The sequence below is a fragment of the Enterobacter cloacae complex sp. P13B genome (assembly GCF_014895915.1).
In the GTDB taxonomy this organism is placed as follows: Bacteria; Pseudomonadota; Gammaproteobacteria; order Enterobacterales; family Enterobacteriaceae; genus Enterobacter; species Enterobacter bugandensis.
The window spans coordinates 1-14,901 of sequence record NZ_JADBQN010000051.1 but is presented as its reverse complement, the minus strand read 5'-3'; the positions used below and the strand labels follow the sequence as shown (position 1 = coordinate 14,901).

Sequence of the window (14,901 nt, the reverse complement as noted above, 5' to 3'; positions counted from 1 at the left end):
CCGTTAAATCGTCCCGAATACCAGTAAAAGCAGGCAAGCAAATACTGGAACAGCCGCTGTCAGGCTGTCAATGCGATCCAGTATACCGCCATGCCCTGGAATAAGATGTCCGCTGTCCTTAATCCCTGCTTCACGCTTAAACATACTTTCGGTTAAATCACCGAGCACTGAGGCAAGTGCAGCAAAAATCGAGCACACCAGCAGTATTGACGGTGCCACGGCCAGATCTGCCCAGACGCCATAGCCCCAGGAGATGATCGCTGCCGTAAACAAGCCGCCGATGAAGCCTTGCCAGGTTTTTCCCGGCGAAACTTTTGGTGCCAGCTTATGTTTGCCAAACAGTTTACCAAACATATAGGCCCCGGAGTCAGCCCCCCAGACGAGAATCATCACATAAAGCAGCCAGATCGCACCGCTGTAGTGATTTTCGTCATAGTGCCAGGCGCGCAGCGCGACCATGCCCCAGAAAAACGGAACAATGGTGAGCAAACCAAAAATCAGTCGCAGCACTTTTGAATGACGCCAGATTGCGGCCGAACCTGGATAAAAAAGCACCAGTAACAGCGCAACAACCCACCAGGCCAACGACATCCACAAGGAGCCGGCAACCAGCGGTTGATGAATATCATGGTGATACTCAGGCAACGTAAACAGCATTATGGCCAGGATAAAGCCACAGAGTACCGCAAGCCATACTCGCTGGCTGCGCGAGGTAAAGCCGCTAAACTGTCCCCATTCCCACGCGGCAAGCATGCACACTACCAGCGTGACAATGGCGAATCCCACCGGGGGCAGTAAAAACAGCGCCGCAATGACAATGGGTATTAAAACAAAAGCGGAAATCAGGCGATACTTCAGCAAAAGCTACCCCCATCAGGCTTTGTCGCCACCTGGCTCGGTGCCGCCGAAACGACGCTCTCGATTGGCAAAGGCATGCAGCGCACCTTCAAAGTCTTGTTCATCAAAATCGGGCCAGAGAACATCTGTAAAGTAAAGTTCAGCATAGGCAATTTGCCATATCAGAAAGTTACTTATGCGATGTTCCCCCCCTGTCCTAATTACCAAATCCACAGGTGCCAGTTCATTCATGCAGATTTGCTTGCTCAGCGCCTCTTCATCAATCTGGTCGGGTCTCAACAGCCCTTCCTGAACCTGTTCGGCCAGATGCCGAACGCCCTGGATAATATCCCAGCGTCCACCGTAATTCGCCGCAACGTTGAGCGTCAGACCGGTATTATTTTCCGTCAGCGCTTCTGCTTTACGAATCCGCTCCTGCAAACGTGAGTTAAAACGACTGGTATCGCCAATGATGCGCAGGCGAACGTTGTGGCGGTGCAGGCTTTTTACTTCGCTGTCTAGCGCCCACACGAACAATTCCATCAACGCAGTCACTTCCTGCGGAGGTCGATTCCAGTTTTCACTGCTAAAAGCATAGAGCGTTAACGCATCAATGCCGTTATTGGCGGCAAAAGAGACGGCGCGGCGAACAGATTTCGCTCCCGCTTTATGCCCAAAGGCTCGTATTTTCCCTTGTCTTTTCGCCCAGCGCCCGTTGCCATCCATAATGATTGCTACATGACGGCAGCCATGAGCTGGCAAGTTTTCGCTTATTGGTTGATTCGCAGACAACATAACGCGTTTTTTGTCCCTGAAAGGATTTAACGGTACTCAGGAATACTTAAGCCTGTACATAAAAAAGCCGTGTCAAACCACGGCTTACCTGACCACATAAAGTCAAATTCCTGCGATCAGGTGGCGCAGACTATATCACTGAAGCCCAACGCTAACAAATAGCACGACCACTAGTGCTTGCTTTATCACCAGCTTGCGAGACGTGTCACCTGTTTACGCGCAATATCACGAGCAGCTGTATCCACCGCCAGCACCTCTTCCACGCTTTGTGGCTCGCGCAAATCCATCATTTCCAGTACCGATAAATTTAAGGTCGCGATATCGGTAAAACGGATCTGCTGATTCAGAAATGCGTCAACGGTAATTTCATTGGCTGCATTCAGTGCCGTCGTCGCCGCCTGCCCCTGGTCAAAGGCGTTCATTGCAAGCTTCAGACAAGGATAACGATCGTAGTCTGGTTCACTGAACGTCAGAGAACTGAGCTTACAGAAATCAAGCGGCTTCACGCCGGATTTCACCCGGTTCGGCCATGCCATTGAATGGGCAATAGGCGTACGCATATCCGGCTCGCCGAGCTGTGCCAGCACGCTGCCATCCTGATAGCGCACCATCGAGTGAATCACCGACTGCGGGTGGATCAGTACTTCCATCTGTTTCGCCGACGCATTAAACAGCCAGCGCGCTTCAATGTATTCCAGACCTTTGTTCATCATGGTGGCAGAATCCACGGAGATTTTACGCCCCATTGACCAGTTCGGATGACGGCACGCCTGATCCGGCGTCATTGCGCACAGTTCAGACAGTGGCGTTTCACGGAACGGGCCACCAGACCCGGTAAGCAGAATCGACACAACGCCATTCTGCTCCAGGTCAGCGTACCCCAGGTTCTGTTGAAAAGGTTGCGGTAAACTCTGAAAAATGGCGTTGTGCTCGCTGTCGACCGGTAAAAGACGCGCCCCGCGCTGTTTTACCGCGTCCATAAACAGACGTCCGCAGGTCACCAGCGACTCTTTATTGGCGAGCAAAACATCTTTACCGGCATCGATCGCAGCAAGTGTCGGCAGCAGCCCGGCTGCGCCGACAATGGCCGCCATAACCTGGTCAACCTCATCCAGCGCCGCCATCTCACAGGCCGCCTGCTGGCCACTCAGCACCTCGGTTCGGCTGCCCTTCTCACACAGTTGGGCTTTTAGCAGGCGCGCGCTCTCTTCGTCATCCATCACCGCATAGCGGGGCATAAACTCCAGGCACTGCTCGACCATACGCTGCACATTCTTACCGGCCACTAGCGCTGTCACGGTGTAAAGTTCAGGATTATGGCGGACGACGTCGAGAGTACTGCAACCAATGGAACCGGTTGAGCCGAGGAGTGTTAAATGCTTCATGAGATGCCCGAAAAAAGTTAGACCAGATAAAAGCAAAACGCCGCCAGCAAGACCCGAAGTCCCTCTGAACGGCGTTTATCAGTGTACGACAGAAATCAGAACTGCATCAGTTCCGCTTCTTTTTCTGCCAGCGCCGCATCAATTTTCTTGATGGCAGCGTCGGTCATTTTCTGAATGTCGTCCTGAGAACGACGATCGTCATCTTCGCTGATCTCTTTTTCTTTCAGCAGTGCTTTCACTTTATCGTTCGCATCGCGACGCACGTTACGCACGGAAACACGACCCTGCTCAGCTTCACCGCGAACCACTTTGATGAGATCTTTACGACGCTCTTCCGTCAGCGGAGGCAGCGGAACGCGGATGTCAGCACCCGCTGAGCTTGGGTTCAGACCCAGGTCAGAAGCCATGATCGCTTTCTCAACGGCCGGGCTCATAGAGCGATCGAAGACGTTGATTTTCAGCGTACGGGTATCTTCAACCGTCACGCTCGCGAGCTGACGCAGAGGGGTTGGCGTACCGTAGTATTCTACGATGATGCCATCCAGCAGGCTTGGGGAAGCACGGCCAGTACGGATTTTGCTGATTTGGTTTTTGAACGCTTCTACGCATTTGTCCATGCGTACTTCAGCATCTTTTCTGATGTCGTTAATCACGTTACGAATCCTTGAAAACTTGTCTCAGGCAGACTATCCGCCAGCACAGCGCTACAGGTGTGCTAAGTATAGTCGCGTTTAATTCATGACAACGCCAAAGGCGCGTCCAGGTAAGATACCACTACAAAGTAAAGCGGAATCTTACCTGTATTTATCGTCGACGGAAATTATTCCGTGATCAAAGTGCCTTCTTTTTCGCCCATGACCACGCGACGCAGTGCGCCAGGCTTGTTCATGTTGAAGACACGGATCGGCAGTTTGTGGTCGCGAGCCAGCGTGAAGGCGGCAAGATCCATCACTTTCAGCTCTTTATCCAGCACTTCGCTGTAGCTCAGCTGATCGTACATGGTCGCAGAAGGATCTTTTGCCGGGTCGGCAGTAAACACGCCGTCTACTTTGGTCGCTTTCAGCACCACGTCGGCTTCAATTTCGATACCGCGCAGGCAGGCAGCGGAATCGGTGGTAAAGAACGGGTTACCCGTACCGGCGGAGAGGATCACCACGCGGTTGTTGCGCAGCAGGCTGATGGCCTCTGCCCAGCTGTAATTATCGCATACGCCATTCAGGGGAATCGCGGACATCAGGCGGGCATTCACGTAGGCGCGATGGAGCGCATCACGCATTGCCAGGCCATTCATCACGGTTGCCAGCATACCCATGTGGTCGCCCACAACGCGGTTCATTCCCGCTTTCGCCAGACCAGCACCACGGAAAAGGTTGCCACCGCCAATGACCACGCCAACCTGGATACCCAGTTCGACCAGTTCTTTGATTTCCTGTGCCATGCGATCAAGGATGCTTGCGTCAATACCGAAGCCTTCCGATCCCTGCAGCGCTTCGCCACTCAGCTTAAGCAGAATGCGTTTGTACACGGGTTTTGCATTGGTAGCCATGTTTCTTTCCTGAGACTGTCAACGATTAAGATGGGAGTTAATTCTGGCGACATAATATGCCGCAAATCAGCACGGCGATACTGGAGCCTGTCTGATTTCCTGTGACGGGTGACAAAAAGAAGCCGCCCTCAGGCGGCTCCTTTTCAATCATTAAGACTGCTTGGACATTGCAGCAACTTCTGCTGCGAAGTCAGTCTCAACTTTCTCGATGCCTTCGCCCACTTCGAAGCGGATGAAGCCAGTTACGTCAGCGTTGTGCTCTTTCAGCAGCTGAGCAACAGACTTGCTTGGATCCATAACGAAAGGCTGGCCAGTCAGAGAAACTTCGCCGGTGAATTTCTTCATGCGGCCTTCAACCATTTTCTCTGCGATTTCTTTTGGCTTACCAGACTGCATCGCGATGTCCAGCTGAACCTGGTACTCTTTCTCTACCACTTCAGCAGACACGTCTTCTGGCTTAACGAATTCTGGTTTGCTTGCAGCGATGTGCATTGCCAGCTGTTTAACCAGCTCTTCGTCAGCGCCTTTAGCCGCAACCAGAACACCGATACGTGCGCCGTGCTGGTAAGAACCCAGAACTTCGCCTTCCAGGGAAGATACGCGACGGATGTTGATGTTCTCACCGATTTTAGCAACCAGCGCAACACGTTCTTCTTCGAACTGTGCTTTCAGAACTTCAACGTCAGTGATTTTGCCAGCAACAGCTGCGTCCAGAACTTTGTTCGCAAATGCCTGGAAACCGCCATCTTTAGCAACGAAGTCAGTCTGGCAGTTAACTTCCAGAATGATGCCGTAGGTGCCGTCGATTTTAGTGATGATCACGCCGTCAGCAGCAACGTTGCCTGCTTTCTTAGCTGCTTTGATCGCACCGGATTTACGCATGTTTTCGATTGCCAGCTCGATGTCGCCGTTCGCTTCAGTCAGCGCTTTTTTGCAATCCATCATGCCTGCGCCAGTACGCTCGCGCAGCTCTTTTACCAGGGATGCGGTAATTTCAGCCATTCTTAAATCCTCGGGAGATGTGAACTGCCCGGCCGGAGGCCAAACAGTGTAAATTGAAAAAAGGGGCCGATAATGGGCCCCTATTCATACACGGTACTAATAAGGGGTAAAACCTTATTATTCAGCTTCTACGAAGCTTTCTTCCGCCTGAGAAGCCAGATCCTGGGAACGGCCTTCACGAACGGTAGCAGCTACAGCGCTCAGGTACAGGCTAACAGCACGGATTGCGTCGTCGTTACCCGGGATAACGAAGTCAACACCGTCCGGATCGGAGTTGGTATCAACGATAGCGAATACCGGGATACCCAGGTTGTTAGCTTCTTTGATAGCGATGTGCTCGTGGTCTGCATCGATTACGAACAGCGCGTCTGGCAGGCCGCCCATATCTTTGATACCGCCCAGGCTGTTTTCCAGCTTGTCCAGTTCACGAGTGCGCATCAGCGCTTCTTTCTTAGTCAGCTTGTCGAAAGTACCGTCCTGAGACTGGGTTTCCAGATCTTTCAGGCGTTTGATGGACTGACGAACAGTTTTCCAGTTGGTCAGCATGCCGCCCAACCAGCGATGGTTCACGAAGAACTGGTCGCAGCTGTTAGCAGCATCTTTCACAGCTTCGCTTGCAGCGCGCTTAGTACCAACGAACAGAATCTTACCTTTACGGGAAGAAATCTTGTTCAGCTCAGCCAGGGCTTCGTTGAACATTGGTACAGTTTTCTCAAGGTTGATGATGTGAACTTTGTTACGCGCGCCGAAGATGAAAGGCTTCATTTTCGGGTTCCAGTAACGGGTCTGGTGACCAAAGTGAACACCAGCCTTGAGCATGTCGCGCATGGAAACAGTTGCCATGTTTTAAAACCTCTATATTGAAAGTTGGGGTTATGCCTCCACGTATCCCATATTACCGACCCCGAAGGGCACCCCGGAATATGTGCCGATACGTGTGTGTTGTTACACAAAGTGAGATTTGTCGCTTCCGTCCAGCCTGTGTATCTGAGATGGATCGGAAGTCCGGCGCGCTTTATACCACAAAACACGACCAGAAACCAACAGTTGTTGGCGGAGTGTGCTGTTAATGATTCTCAATTTGGCACGGGGCGTGCCTGACTGATACCATTGACGACACTTAGACTAGTATTGTCGAAAAAATCGACACCGATGGACAGATTACATGGCTATCTCTATTAAGACACCTGAAGAAATTGAAAAGATGCGCGTCGCCGGTCGTCTGGCCGCGGAAGTGCTGGAAATGATCGAGCCGTTCGTGAAGCCGGGCGTCAGCACCGGCGAACTGGATCGCATCTGTAATGACTATATCGTTAACGAGCAACACGCGGTTTCCGCCTGTCTCGGCTACCACGGCTTCCCGAAATCCGTCTGCATCTCTATTAATGAAGTGGTTTGCCACGGTATTCCGGACGACGAAAAACTGCTGAAAGATGGCGACATTGTCAACATCGACGTGACCGTCATTAAAGACGAGTACCACGGTGACACCTCGAAGATGTTCATCGTTGGTAAACCAACGATTCTGGGCGAGCGTCTGTGCAAAGTGACGCAAGAGAGCCTGTACCTGGCGCTGAAAATGGTTAAGCCGGGCATCCGCCTGCGCACTCTCGGTGCCGCAATTCAGAAATTCGTGGAAGCGGAAGGTTTCTCTGTGGTGCGCGAATACTGCGGTCATGGCATTGGCCGCGTCTTCCATGAAGAGCCGCAGGTTCTGCACTATGATGCCGATGACGGCGGCGTGGTGCTGCAAAAAGGGATGACCTTCACCATCGAACCGATGGTCAACGCCGGCGACTACCGCATTCGCACCATGAAAGACGGCTGGACGGTGAAAACCAAAGACAGAAGCTTGTCTGCCCAGTATGAGCATACTATTGTGGTAACGGACAACGGCTGCGAAATTATGACGTTGCGCAAGGATGACACCATCCCGGCGATACTGACGAACATTGAGTGATAAGAAGCCGGCAAATGCCGGCTTTTTTAATGGCGATAGCTTTTTCTTATGGGTGGCGCACGATGAGTAATCTATTACCCGAACAGTATGCTAACACAGCACTTCCCACCCTCCCCGACCAGCCCGATAACCCGGGCGTCTGGCCGACTCACGAGCTGACCTGCGCGCACATAAAAGCCCATATGGATATTTTCCACCGCTGGCTGGGCAGCGCGTTCGACGCGGGCGTCTCTGCCGAGCAGCTCATCGAAGCGCGCACCGAATTTATCGATCAGCTCCTGCAGCGTCTGTGGATCGACTACGGTTTCGGGCAGGTGAGCGACGTCGCGCTGGTTGCTGTGGGGGGCTATGGCCGCGGGGAGTTGCATCCGCTTTCCGATATCGACCTGCTGATCCTGAGCCGCAAAAAGCTGCCGGACGAACAGGCGCAGAAAATAGGCGAGCTGCTGACTCTGCTGTGGGACGTCAAGCTTGAAGTGGGCCACAGCGTGCGCACCCTGGAAGAGTGTCTGCTGGAAGGGCTGTCGGACCTGACCGTCGCCACCAACCTGATTGAAACCCGCCTGCTGATTGGCGACGTCGCGCTGTTTCTGGAGCTGCAAAAGCATATTTTCAGCGACGGCTTCTGGCCATCTGAGAAATTCTTCGCCGCCAAGGTCGAGGAGCAAAACCAGCGCCACCAGCGCTACCACGGCACCAGCTATAATCTTGAACCCGATATTAAAAGCAGCCCCGGCGGCCTGCGCGACATCCACACGTTACAGTGGGTCGCCCGTCGACACTTTGGCGCCACCTCGATGGACGAGATGGTCGGCTTTGGCTTCCTGACCGAGGCCGAGCGTAACGAGCTAAACGAGTGTTTGCACCTGCTGTGGCGCATCCGTTTTGCCCTGCATCTGGAAGTTACCCGCTACGATAACCGCCTGCTGTTTGACCGTCAGCTCAGCGTAGCGCAGCGGCTGAACTATCAGGGCGAAGGCAACGAGCCGGTTGAGCAGATGATGAAGGATTTCTTCCGCGTCACCCGCCGGGTCACCGAGCTCAACCAGATGCTGTTGCAGCTGTTCGACGAGGCCATTCTGGCCCTGACTGCCGACGAAAAGCCGCGCCCGATTGATGACGAATTCCAGCTGCGCGGCACGCTTATCGATCTGCGCGACGAAACGCTGTTTATCCGCGAGCCGGAAGCGATCCTGCGGATGTTCTATACCATGGTGCGCAACAGCACCATCACCGGGATCTACTCCACCACCCTGCGCCATCTGCGCCACGCGCGCCGCCATCTGACGCAGCCTTTGTGTTATATCCCGGAAGCGCGCTCGCTGTTCCTGAGCATGCTCCGCCATCCGGGTGCCGTCAGCCGCGGGCTGCTGCCGATGCACCGCCACAGCGTGCTGTGGGCCTATATGCCGCAGTGGTCGCACATCGTTGGGCAGATGCAGTTCGATCTGTTCCACGCCTACACGGTGGATGAACACACCATCCGCGTGATGCTCAAGCTGGAAAGCTTTGCCAAAGAAGAGACGCGCTCCCGCCACCCGCTGTGCGTGGAGCTGTGGCCGCGCCTGACCCATCCGGAACTGATCCTGATTGCCGCCCTGTTCCACGACATCGCCAAGGGCCGCGGCGGCGATCACTCGGTGCTGGGCGCGCAGGACGTGCTGAAATTTGCCGAACTGCACGGTCTCAATTCGCGCGAAACGCAGCTGGTCGCCTGGCTGGTGCGCCATCACCTGCTGATGTCGGTCACCGCCCAGCGTCGCGATATTCAGGACCCTGAGGTTATTAAGCAGTTCGCCGAAGAAGTTCAAACGGAAAACCGTCTGCGCTATCTGGTCTGCCTGACGGTGGCCGATATTTGCGCCACCAACGAGACCCTGTGGAACAGCTGGAAGCAGAGCCTGCTGCGCGAGCTGTACTTCGCCACCGAAAAACAGCTGCGACGCGGGATGCAAAACACCCCGGACATGCGCGAGCGCGTGCGTCATCACCAGCTGCAGGCGCTGGCGCTGCTGCGGATGGATAACATTGATGAAGAGGCGCTGCATCAGATTTGGGCCCGCTGCCGTGCCAACTATTTTGTGCGCCACAGCCCAAACCAGCTTGCCTGGCACGCGCGGCACCTGCTGAAGCACGATCTGTCGCAGCCGATGATCCTGCTGAGCCCGCAGGCCACGCGCGGCGGAACGGAGATATTCATCTGGAGCCCGGACCGGCCTTATCTGTTTGCTGCCGTCTGCGCCGAGCTGGACAGGCGTAACCTGAGCGTTCACGACGCGCAGATTTTTACCACCCGCGACGGCATGGCGATGGATACTTTTATCGTGCTGGAGCCGGACGGCAGCCCGCTGTCCTCGGACAGGCATGAAGGAATACGTTTTGGTCTGGAGCAGGCGATCACGCAGCGCAGCTGGCAACCACCGCAGCCGCGCCGTCAGCCGGCTAAGTTACGCCACTTTACCGTCGATACCGAGGTCAACTTCCTGCCGACCCACACCGACCGTAAATCGTTCCTGGAGCTGATCGCGCTCGACCAGCCAGGGCTGCTTGCTCGCGTCGGCCAGGTTTTTGCCGATCTGGGAATTTCGCTCCATGGGGCCCGAATTACAACCATTGGGGAGCGAGTAGAAGATTTATTTATAATCGCCACCGCCGACCGGCGTGCCCTTAATAATGACCTGCAGCTTGAAGTGCAACAACGGTTGACAGCAGCCCTCAATCCAAACGATAAAGGGTGACGTGTTTTTTAGTGAAATGGAAAGAGTAAACAATGCAGCAGTTACAGAACGTTATTGAGTCCGCTTTTGAGCGTCGCGCCGAGATCACTCCGGCAAATGTGGATACCGTGACCCGTGAAGCGGTAAACCAGGTTATTTCCCTGCTGGATTCCGGCGCCCTGCGCGTGGCAGAAAAAATCGACGGTCAGTGGGTCACTCATCAATGGCTGAAGAAGGCCGTGCTGCTCTCTTTCCGCATCAACGATAACCAGGTTATCGACGGAGCAGAAAGCCGCTACTTCGATAAAGTGCCAATGAAATTCGCGGATTACGACGAAGCGCGTTTTCAGAAAGAAGGCTTCCGCGTAGTACCACCGGCAGCAGTACGTCAGGGTGCATTCATCGCACGCAACACCGTGCTGATGCCATCCTATGTGAACATCGGTGCATACGTTGACGAAGGCACCATGGTCGATACCTGGGCAACCGTCGGTTCCTGCGCGCAGATCGGTAAAAACGTTCACCTGTCCGGCGGCGTTGGCATCGGTGGCGTTCTGGAGCCACTGCAGGCTAACCCGACCATCATCGAAGACAACTGCTTCATCGGCGCGCGTTCAGAAGTGGTTGAAGGCGTGATCGTGGAAGAAGGCTCCGTGATCTCCATGGGCGTTTACATCGGCCAGAGCACCCGTATTTACGACCGTGAAACCGGCGAAGTGCACTACGGTCGCGTTCCGGCGGGCTCCGTGGTGGTTTCCGGTAACCTGCCGTCAAAAGATGGTAAATACAGCCTGTACTGTGCCGTTATCGTGAAGAAAGTGGATGCGAAAACCCGCGGTAAAGTGGGCATCAACGAACTGCTGCGCACCATCGACTAATCCCCGACGCGTTGATAAACCGGGACGCGCCTGTGCGTCCCGGTATAATCATCAAAAACGTCCGTTTCCGCAGTCGCGATTGCCATTCCCTTTTTTCTCAACCCTGCGATATCCGCCGCCATACGCTGGCTCCCCAGCCAGAAAAGCCCGTCGAGAGCCGTCACGGCCAGACCCGACTCCAGCGCCAGCTTCAGTCGCTCACGCGGCGCTTTTACCTCTTTGGCGATCTGCCGGAAGGGCTCTGCAGTAAGCCCGGTGGGATCGATCCGCCGAATGCGGGTGCTCATGCGGTACTGAAAAGCCTCAGGGATCGCATTGAGATCGGCTTTCAGGCTGTAGACGCAGCCAAAGCGCTTGCCGTTAAAGATGACGTTCTTCTGGCTTAGCTGAAACTCATCGCGCAGCCCGGCGATAAGCTGAGGGGCGCGGGTCAGCACCAGTCGGAACGGCAGTTCGAAGCTGGTGACATAATCCACGTTCAGTAAGGCAATACGTAAACGCTCTTCCGCACCCGCCTTTAGCTGGCGGCACTCTGCGGCAACTTCTGCCCACTGGTGCGTGAGCCTTGGGCTCTCATCTGCGGCGCCAAAGCTGTATTTTTCGATCTGATAATCAATGCGTCCTGACATGTCATTATCCCCGCGGGCTACGCTTTCGTGCGATAACTTTGCCTCATTTCCCCGCTTTTGAATACCCGTCTCGCTCGCCTTTTCTCAGCTGAAGTAACAATGATGAATCTCTTTACAAGCAAGTTTGCCTCGTTACTTAATGCAAATTTTTTCTTTTAAAACATAGGTTTGTTGAAAAACAGGATTAACGATATTATTCGTGAACAGCAAATAATAATCTGGCCTTGCGGGCAATAAACGGGAATCGTGCAATGAGTAGTTACGGCAAAATAATTGGTGCGGGGATCGCAGGTCTGGTCACTCTGGCCGGGACGTATTTATTGGGAAAAAATAACGGCAAAGACGAAGGGATTGCCGAAGGGCAGCAGATCGCAAAAGCTGAATACGCCGAAAAGATCAAAAAACTCCAGACTGAACTGGCGGACAAGATGCGCGATATCAGTAAACGGGATGACTTTATCCTCGCGGCGTATGCGCTGGGGACATGCTGCATCAAGGCTAATGGCAAGCCCCCGGCGGAAAATATCGCCCTGCTGGATGATGCAGTGTCTGGTCTTGTTCCGCGTGAAAAGTTACCTCAAGCCGTTCAGCAGAAGATCGTCGAGATGGTCGAAACACCGCCCAATCTGCCAACGGTTTGGTCACTTATAAATGAATATCAGCTTAACGATGCGAAAAGTCTGGAGAGGTTTAGCCTCATTGTTGGCATGATGGCAAGTCAGGATGAGCTAAGAACACAAAGCGAAAGTGATTTTATGGCCTCCTGGAACTTACTGGTTGCGGCCTGAGGACGACGGATGACAAATCTTAATGCACATCTCGCCAGAATGAAAAAGCTGCAACAGGTGCGGAATGCCCCTGCGCTAAAATCCGTGGCGACGGCGTCCGCCATCGAAGCTCATCTGACCGGAGAAGTCGATGCTGCATTTATAAAGGGGTGCGATACCGGCAGCATTTACCGCGAAGCGATCATGGGGGCCAACCTGACGGTCAGCAACGACGACGTTATGGCCCGCCTGGAGGTAATCTCAACGGGCAGCGCCATCGACAATATCCTCGAACCCGTGTTTCTCAGCCTGCTCGACGGCACAATGCGCGCCTGCAATATCGGCACCCGACAAGGTGTTACCCCGTCCCGCCTGTACCAGGAGTGCCGGGCGTTCAGTTACGAAGCGCCCGAAAGAAATGCCTTTATGCTGGATAGCTACAGCGAGCACTTGAACGAGCGTCAAAACATTGACCGTTTTTCTGAACAATCGTCGTTTAACGGCGGCGAAATGACGCGCAACAACGACTCTCTGAACATGCGCGATGGTGCAAAAATGAAGGCCCGTAAAGAGAACCATTTCTCCGGTAATCTGCGCGCTGAGGATGAATATGGTAACGGCACGATCTACCAGTACAAAAAACATGCGAAAAGCGAGGGAGAGCAGAAGCAGGCTGCCGAAGTCGATCATGTCGTCTCGTGCGCCGAAGTATGCAACAACCTCAAAAGCAACAAGGCTCTGAAGCTTGATGACATCAAAAATATTCTCAATATTGACGAAAATTATGCTGTTACCAGCATGCAAAACAACCGTGGCGAGAAAACCGGTAAGTTCGCTAAAACCCGCGAAGAAATCCAGCAGGAGATCGATCAGGGCTTTGTAGTTGTCAAAAAAGGGAAAAAAGATGTAGCGCATCCGCTGACAGAAGAGGAAATCAAAACGCGGCAGGTGATGGTCGAGAAAATGGACATCGCGCAGCAAACGATGGATACCAAAACCAATGAAACCGTATTTGATAATATCCGCAAGGATCGCGACGTCCAAAAAGTTCTGGCGAAAGATGCGGCCCAGGCATCAGGTCATCAGTCGCTGGGCGATCTCATTCTCTTCATTATCAAGCCTCTTTACTATGAGCTGCGCAGCTGTTTAACGCACGGTATTGAAGCTGGCGTAGGTGCGAGCGATTTTTCGCAGGCTCTGTCGATTCGTCTTGGTCGCATGAAAGATTACATTCTCAAAAACGCTGTCGTTTTATTAAAAGATGTTGCCGTCGGTTTTATTAAAAATTTCGTGTCGATGCTGCTGGAAGGGATGGTTAACTGCTTCGTTGGCGTGTTTAAAAACATCATGCGAATGGTAAAAGAAGGCTTTAAGGTCCTGATGCAGACGGTACCGATCCTCAGGGATAAACACAGCAGTATGGCCCAAAAAGGCGATGCCATTCTTAAGCTTGTAGCAGGTTCTCTTTCCGTCTTTGCGGCTATTGGCCTTGAGTCATGGCTCAGCGGCCTTGGTCTACCAGGACCGCTTCCCATTTTACTCTCATCGGTCCTGACCGCCGTGATTACGGCGCTGGTGATGTTCCTGCTGGATAAGCTCGATCTGTTCGGCGTCAATCAGGCAATCAAAAAACAGCGGATCGACGAACTGTTGGAACAGGAAATTACCACCACGGAAAGCGAAATGCTGGCCTCCATCGCCTTACTGCGCTAGCGCTCAGATCGTCAGGTTTTGGTATTAAAATGATTTCCACTTGACGTAGTCGTTAAAAACAACAATAAACGAGTGGGGGCAATGCACCTTCCCTGCCCGGTAATTTCAGTGAAATGTAATCAGGATCGACCCCGCTTTTTTTATATATGAGGGTGGCAAAAAGGAATTTTTTCATTAATTATTCAAAGGTTATGTTGAGATAAGGGTACCGCTATGTACGATAATCTGAAAAGTCTGGGCATTACCAATCCTGATGAAATCGATCGTTACAGCCTTCGCCAGGAAGCCAACAACGACATTTTAAAAATCTATTTTCACAAGGATAAAGGAGAGTTTTTCGCCAAGAGCGTGAAGTTTAAATATCCACGCCAGCGTAAGACCGTCGTCGCTGACGGCGTAGGACAAGGGTACAAAGAGGTGCAGGAAATCAGCCCTAACCTGCGCTATGTGATCGATGAACTCGATCAGATTTGCCAGCGCGATCGCACCGAAGTCGATCTCAAGCGTAAGATCCTCGACGATCTGCGTCACCTTGAAAGCGTTGTCACCAACAAGATCAGCGAGATTGAAGCAGATCTTGAGAAATTAACGCGTAAATAAAAGCAAAACGGCAATCCCTGATTGCCGTTTTTAGTGTTTGCGCCCTCTCCCCGTGGGCTGAGGGATCCCCAG

Annotated in this window: 14 protein-coding genes; 6 read left to right on the top strand and 8 right to left on the bottom strand. The window is 53.1% G+C overall.

Annotated features, from left to right (window positions below; all coding sequences use genetic code 11):
• Nucleotides 1–3 precede the first annotated feature (3 nt).
• From cdsA to rpsB, 7 genes are all read right to left on the bottom strand, one after another.
• Nucleotides 4–861 (bottom strand): phosphatidate cytidylyltransferase, encoded by an 858-nt coding sequence (cdsA, locus tag IM273_RS20175; protein ID WP_041911193.1) that lies wholly within the window; start codon nucleotides 859–861, stop codon nucleotides 4–6.
• A gap of 12 nt (nucleotides 862–873) precedes the next feature.
• Nucleotides 874–1,632, bottom strand: coding sequence for a (2E,6E)-farnesyl-diphosphate-specific ditrans,polycis-undecaprenyl-diphosphate synthase (ispU, locus tag IM273_RS20170; RefSeq protein WP_028015581.1), 759 nt, complete (start codon nucleotides 1,630–1,632; stop codon nucleotides 874–876).
• Between the two features lie 185 nt (nucleotides 1,633–1,817).
• On the bottom strand, nucleotides 1,818–3,017 hold the full coding sequence (gene ispC / locus IM273_RS20165) for a 1-deoxy-D-xylulose-5-phosphate reductoisomerase (RefSeq protein WP_193051722.1): 1,200 nt from the start codon (nucleotides 3,015–3,017) through the stop codon (nucleotides 1,818–1,820).
• Between the two features lie 95 nt (nucleotides 3,018–3,112).
• A complete protein-coding gene (gene frr, locus IM273_RS20160) occupies nucleotides 3,113–3,670 on the bottom strand; it encodes a ribosome recycling factor (RefSeq protein ID WP_003856180.1) in 558 nt (185 codons plus the stop codon).
• A 167-nt stretch (nucleotides 3,671–3,837) separates the two neighbouring features.
• The gene (gene pyrH / locus IM273_RS20155; protein WP_008501910.1) at nucleotides 3,838–4,563 is read right to left on the bottom strand and encodes a UMP kinase; all 726 of its coding nucleotides are present in this window, start codon (nucleotides 4,561–4,563) and stop codon (nucleotides 3,838–3,840) included.
• Between the two features lie 150 nt (nucleotides 4,564–4,713).
• Nucleotides 4,714–5,565 (bottom strand): translation elongation factor Ts, encoded by an 852-nt coding sequence (tsf, locus tag IM273_RS20150; RefSeq protein WP_028015579.1) that lies wholly within the window; start codon nucleotides 5,563–5,565, stop codon nucleotides 4,714–4,716.
• 117 nt (nucleotides 5,566–5,682) lie between these two features.
• Entirely contained in the window at nucleotides 5,683–6,408 is a 726-nt protein-coding gene (gene rpsB / locus IM273_RS20145) for a 30S ribosomal protein S2 (protein WP_003856207.1), read from the bottom strand.
• Between the two features lie 322 nt (nucleotides 6,409–6,730).
• On the opposite strand from rpsB, the gene map reads away from it, so the two are divergent.
• The 3 genes from map (at nucleotide 6,731) to dapD (ending at nucleotide 11,120) form a co-directional block, all read left to right on the top strand.
• Nucleotides 6,731–7,525: a type I methionyl aminopeptidase gene (map, locus tag IM273_RS20140; RefSeq protein WP_028015578.1), complete on the top strand. Its 795-nt coding sequence runs from the start codon at nucleotides 6,731–6,733 to the stop codon at nucleotides 7,523–7,525.
• A gap of 62 nt (nucleotides 7,526–7,587) precedes the next feature.
• On the top strand, nucleotides 7,588–10,263 hold the full coding sequence (gene glnD, locus IM273_RS20135) for a bifunctional uridylyltransferase/uridylyl-removing protein GlnD (protein WP_193051721.1): 2,676 nt from the start codon (nucleotides 7,588–7,590) through the stop codon (nucleotides 10,261–10,263).
• Between the two features lie 32 nt (nucleotides 10,264–10,295).
• Nucleotides 10,296–11,120, top strand: a complete 825-nt coding sequence (gene dapD, locus IM273_RS20130) for a 2,3,4,5-tetrahydropyridine-2,6-dicarboxylate N-succinyltransferase (protein WP_008501915.1) — start codon at nucleotides 10,296–10,298, stop codon at nucleotides 11,118–11,120.
• Here the strand turns inward: dapD and IM273_RS20125 are convergent.
• Nucleotides 11,117–11,749, bottom strand: a complete 633-nt coding sequence (locus IM273_RS20125; protein WP_041911197.1) for a DNA-binding protein — start codon at nucleotides 11,747–11,749, stop codon at nucleotides 11,117–11,119. The two genes, dapD and IM273_RS20125, sit on opposite strands and share 4 nt — an antisense overlap.
• 251 nt (nucleotides 11,750–12,000) lie before the next feature.
• Between IM273_RS20125 and IM273_RS20120 the strand changes: the two genes are divergently transcribed.
• The 3 genes from IM273_RS20120 (at nucleotide 12,001) to IM273_RS20110 (ending at nucleotide 14,829) form a co-directional block, all read left to right on the top strand.
• On the top strand, nucleotides 12,001–12,537 hold the full coding sequence (locus tag IM273_RS20120; RefSeq protein WP_126326328.1) for a hypothetical protein: 537 nt from the start codon (nucleotides 12,001–12,003) through the stop codon (nucleotides 12,535–12,537).
• Nucleotides 12,538–12,546: 9 nt separating this feature from the next.
• Entirely contained in the window at nucleotides 12,547–14,229 is a 1,683-nt protein-coding gene (locus IM273_RS20115; protein WP_193055584.1) for a hypothetical protein, read from the top strand.
• 213 nt (nucleotides 14,230–14,442) lie between these two features.
• Nucleotides 14,443–14,829, top strand: coding sequence for a DUF3461 family protein (locus IM273_RS20110; protein WP_014168696.1), 387 nt, complete (start codon nucleotides 14,443–14,445; stop codon nucleotides 14,827–14,829).
• Nucleotides 14,830–14,901 lie beyond the last annotated feature (72 nt).

Coding starts and splice junctions, on each gene's coding strand:
- ispU (WP_028015581.1), bottom strand. CDS start 1,632: ATGTTGTCTGCGAATCAACCAATAAGCGAAAACTTGCCAGCTCATGGC.
- ispC (WP_193051722.1), bottom strand. CDS start 3,017: ATGAAGCATTTAACACTCCTCGGCTCAACCGGTTCCATTGGTTGCAGT.
- pyrH (WP_008501910.1), bottom strand. CDS start 4,563: ATGGCTACCAATGCAAAACCCGTGTACAAACGCATTCTGCTTAAGCTG.
- tsf (WP_028015579.1), bottom strand. CDS start 5,565: ATGGCTGAAATTACCGCATCCCTGGTAAAAGAGCTGCGCGAGCGTACT.
- rpsB (WP_003856207.1), bottom strand. CDS start 6,408: ATGGCAACTGTTTCCATGCGCGACATGCTCAAGGCTGGTGTTCACTTT.
- map (WP_028015578.1), top strand. CDS start 6,731: ATGGCTATCTCTATTAAGACACCTGAAGAAATTGAAAAGATGCGCGTC.
- glnD (WP_193051721.1), top strand. CDS start 7,588: ATGAGTAATCTATTACCCGAACAGTATGCTAACACAGCACTTCCCACC.
- dapD (WP_008501915.1), top strand. CDS start 10,296: ATGCAGCAGTTACAGAACGTTATTGAGTCCGCTTTTGAGCGTCGCGCC.
- IM273_RS20125 (WP_041911197.1), bottom strand. CDS start 11,749: ATGTCAGGACGCATTGATTATCAGATCGAAAAATACAGCTTTGGCGCC.
- IM273_RS20120 (WP_126326328.1), top strand. CDS start 12,001: ATGAGTAGTTACGGCAAAATAATTGGTGCGGGGATCGCAGGTCTGGTC.
- IM273_RS20115 (WP_193055584.1), top strand. CDS start 12,547: ATGACAAATCTTAATGCACATCTCGCCAGAATGAAAAAGCTGCAACAG.
- IM273_RS20110 (WP_014168696.1), top strand. CDS start 14,443: ATGTACGATAATCTGAAAAGTCTGGGCATTACCAATCCTGATGAAATC.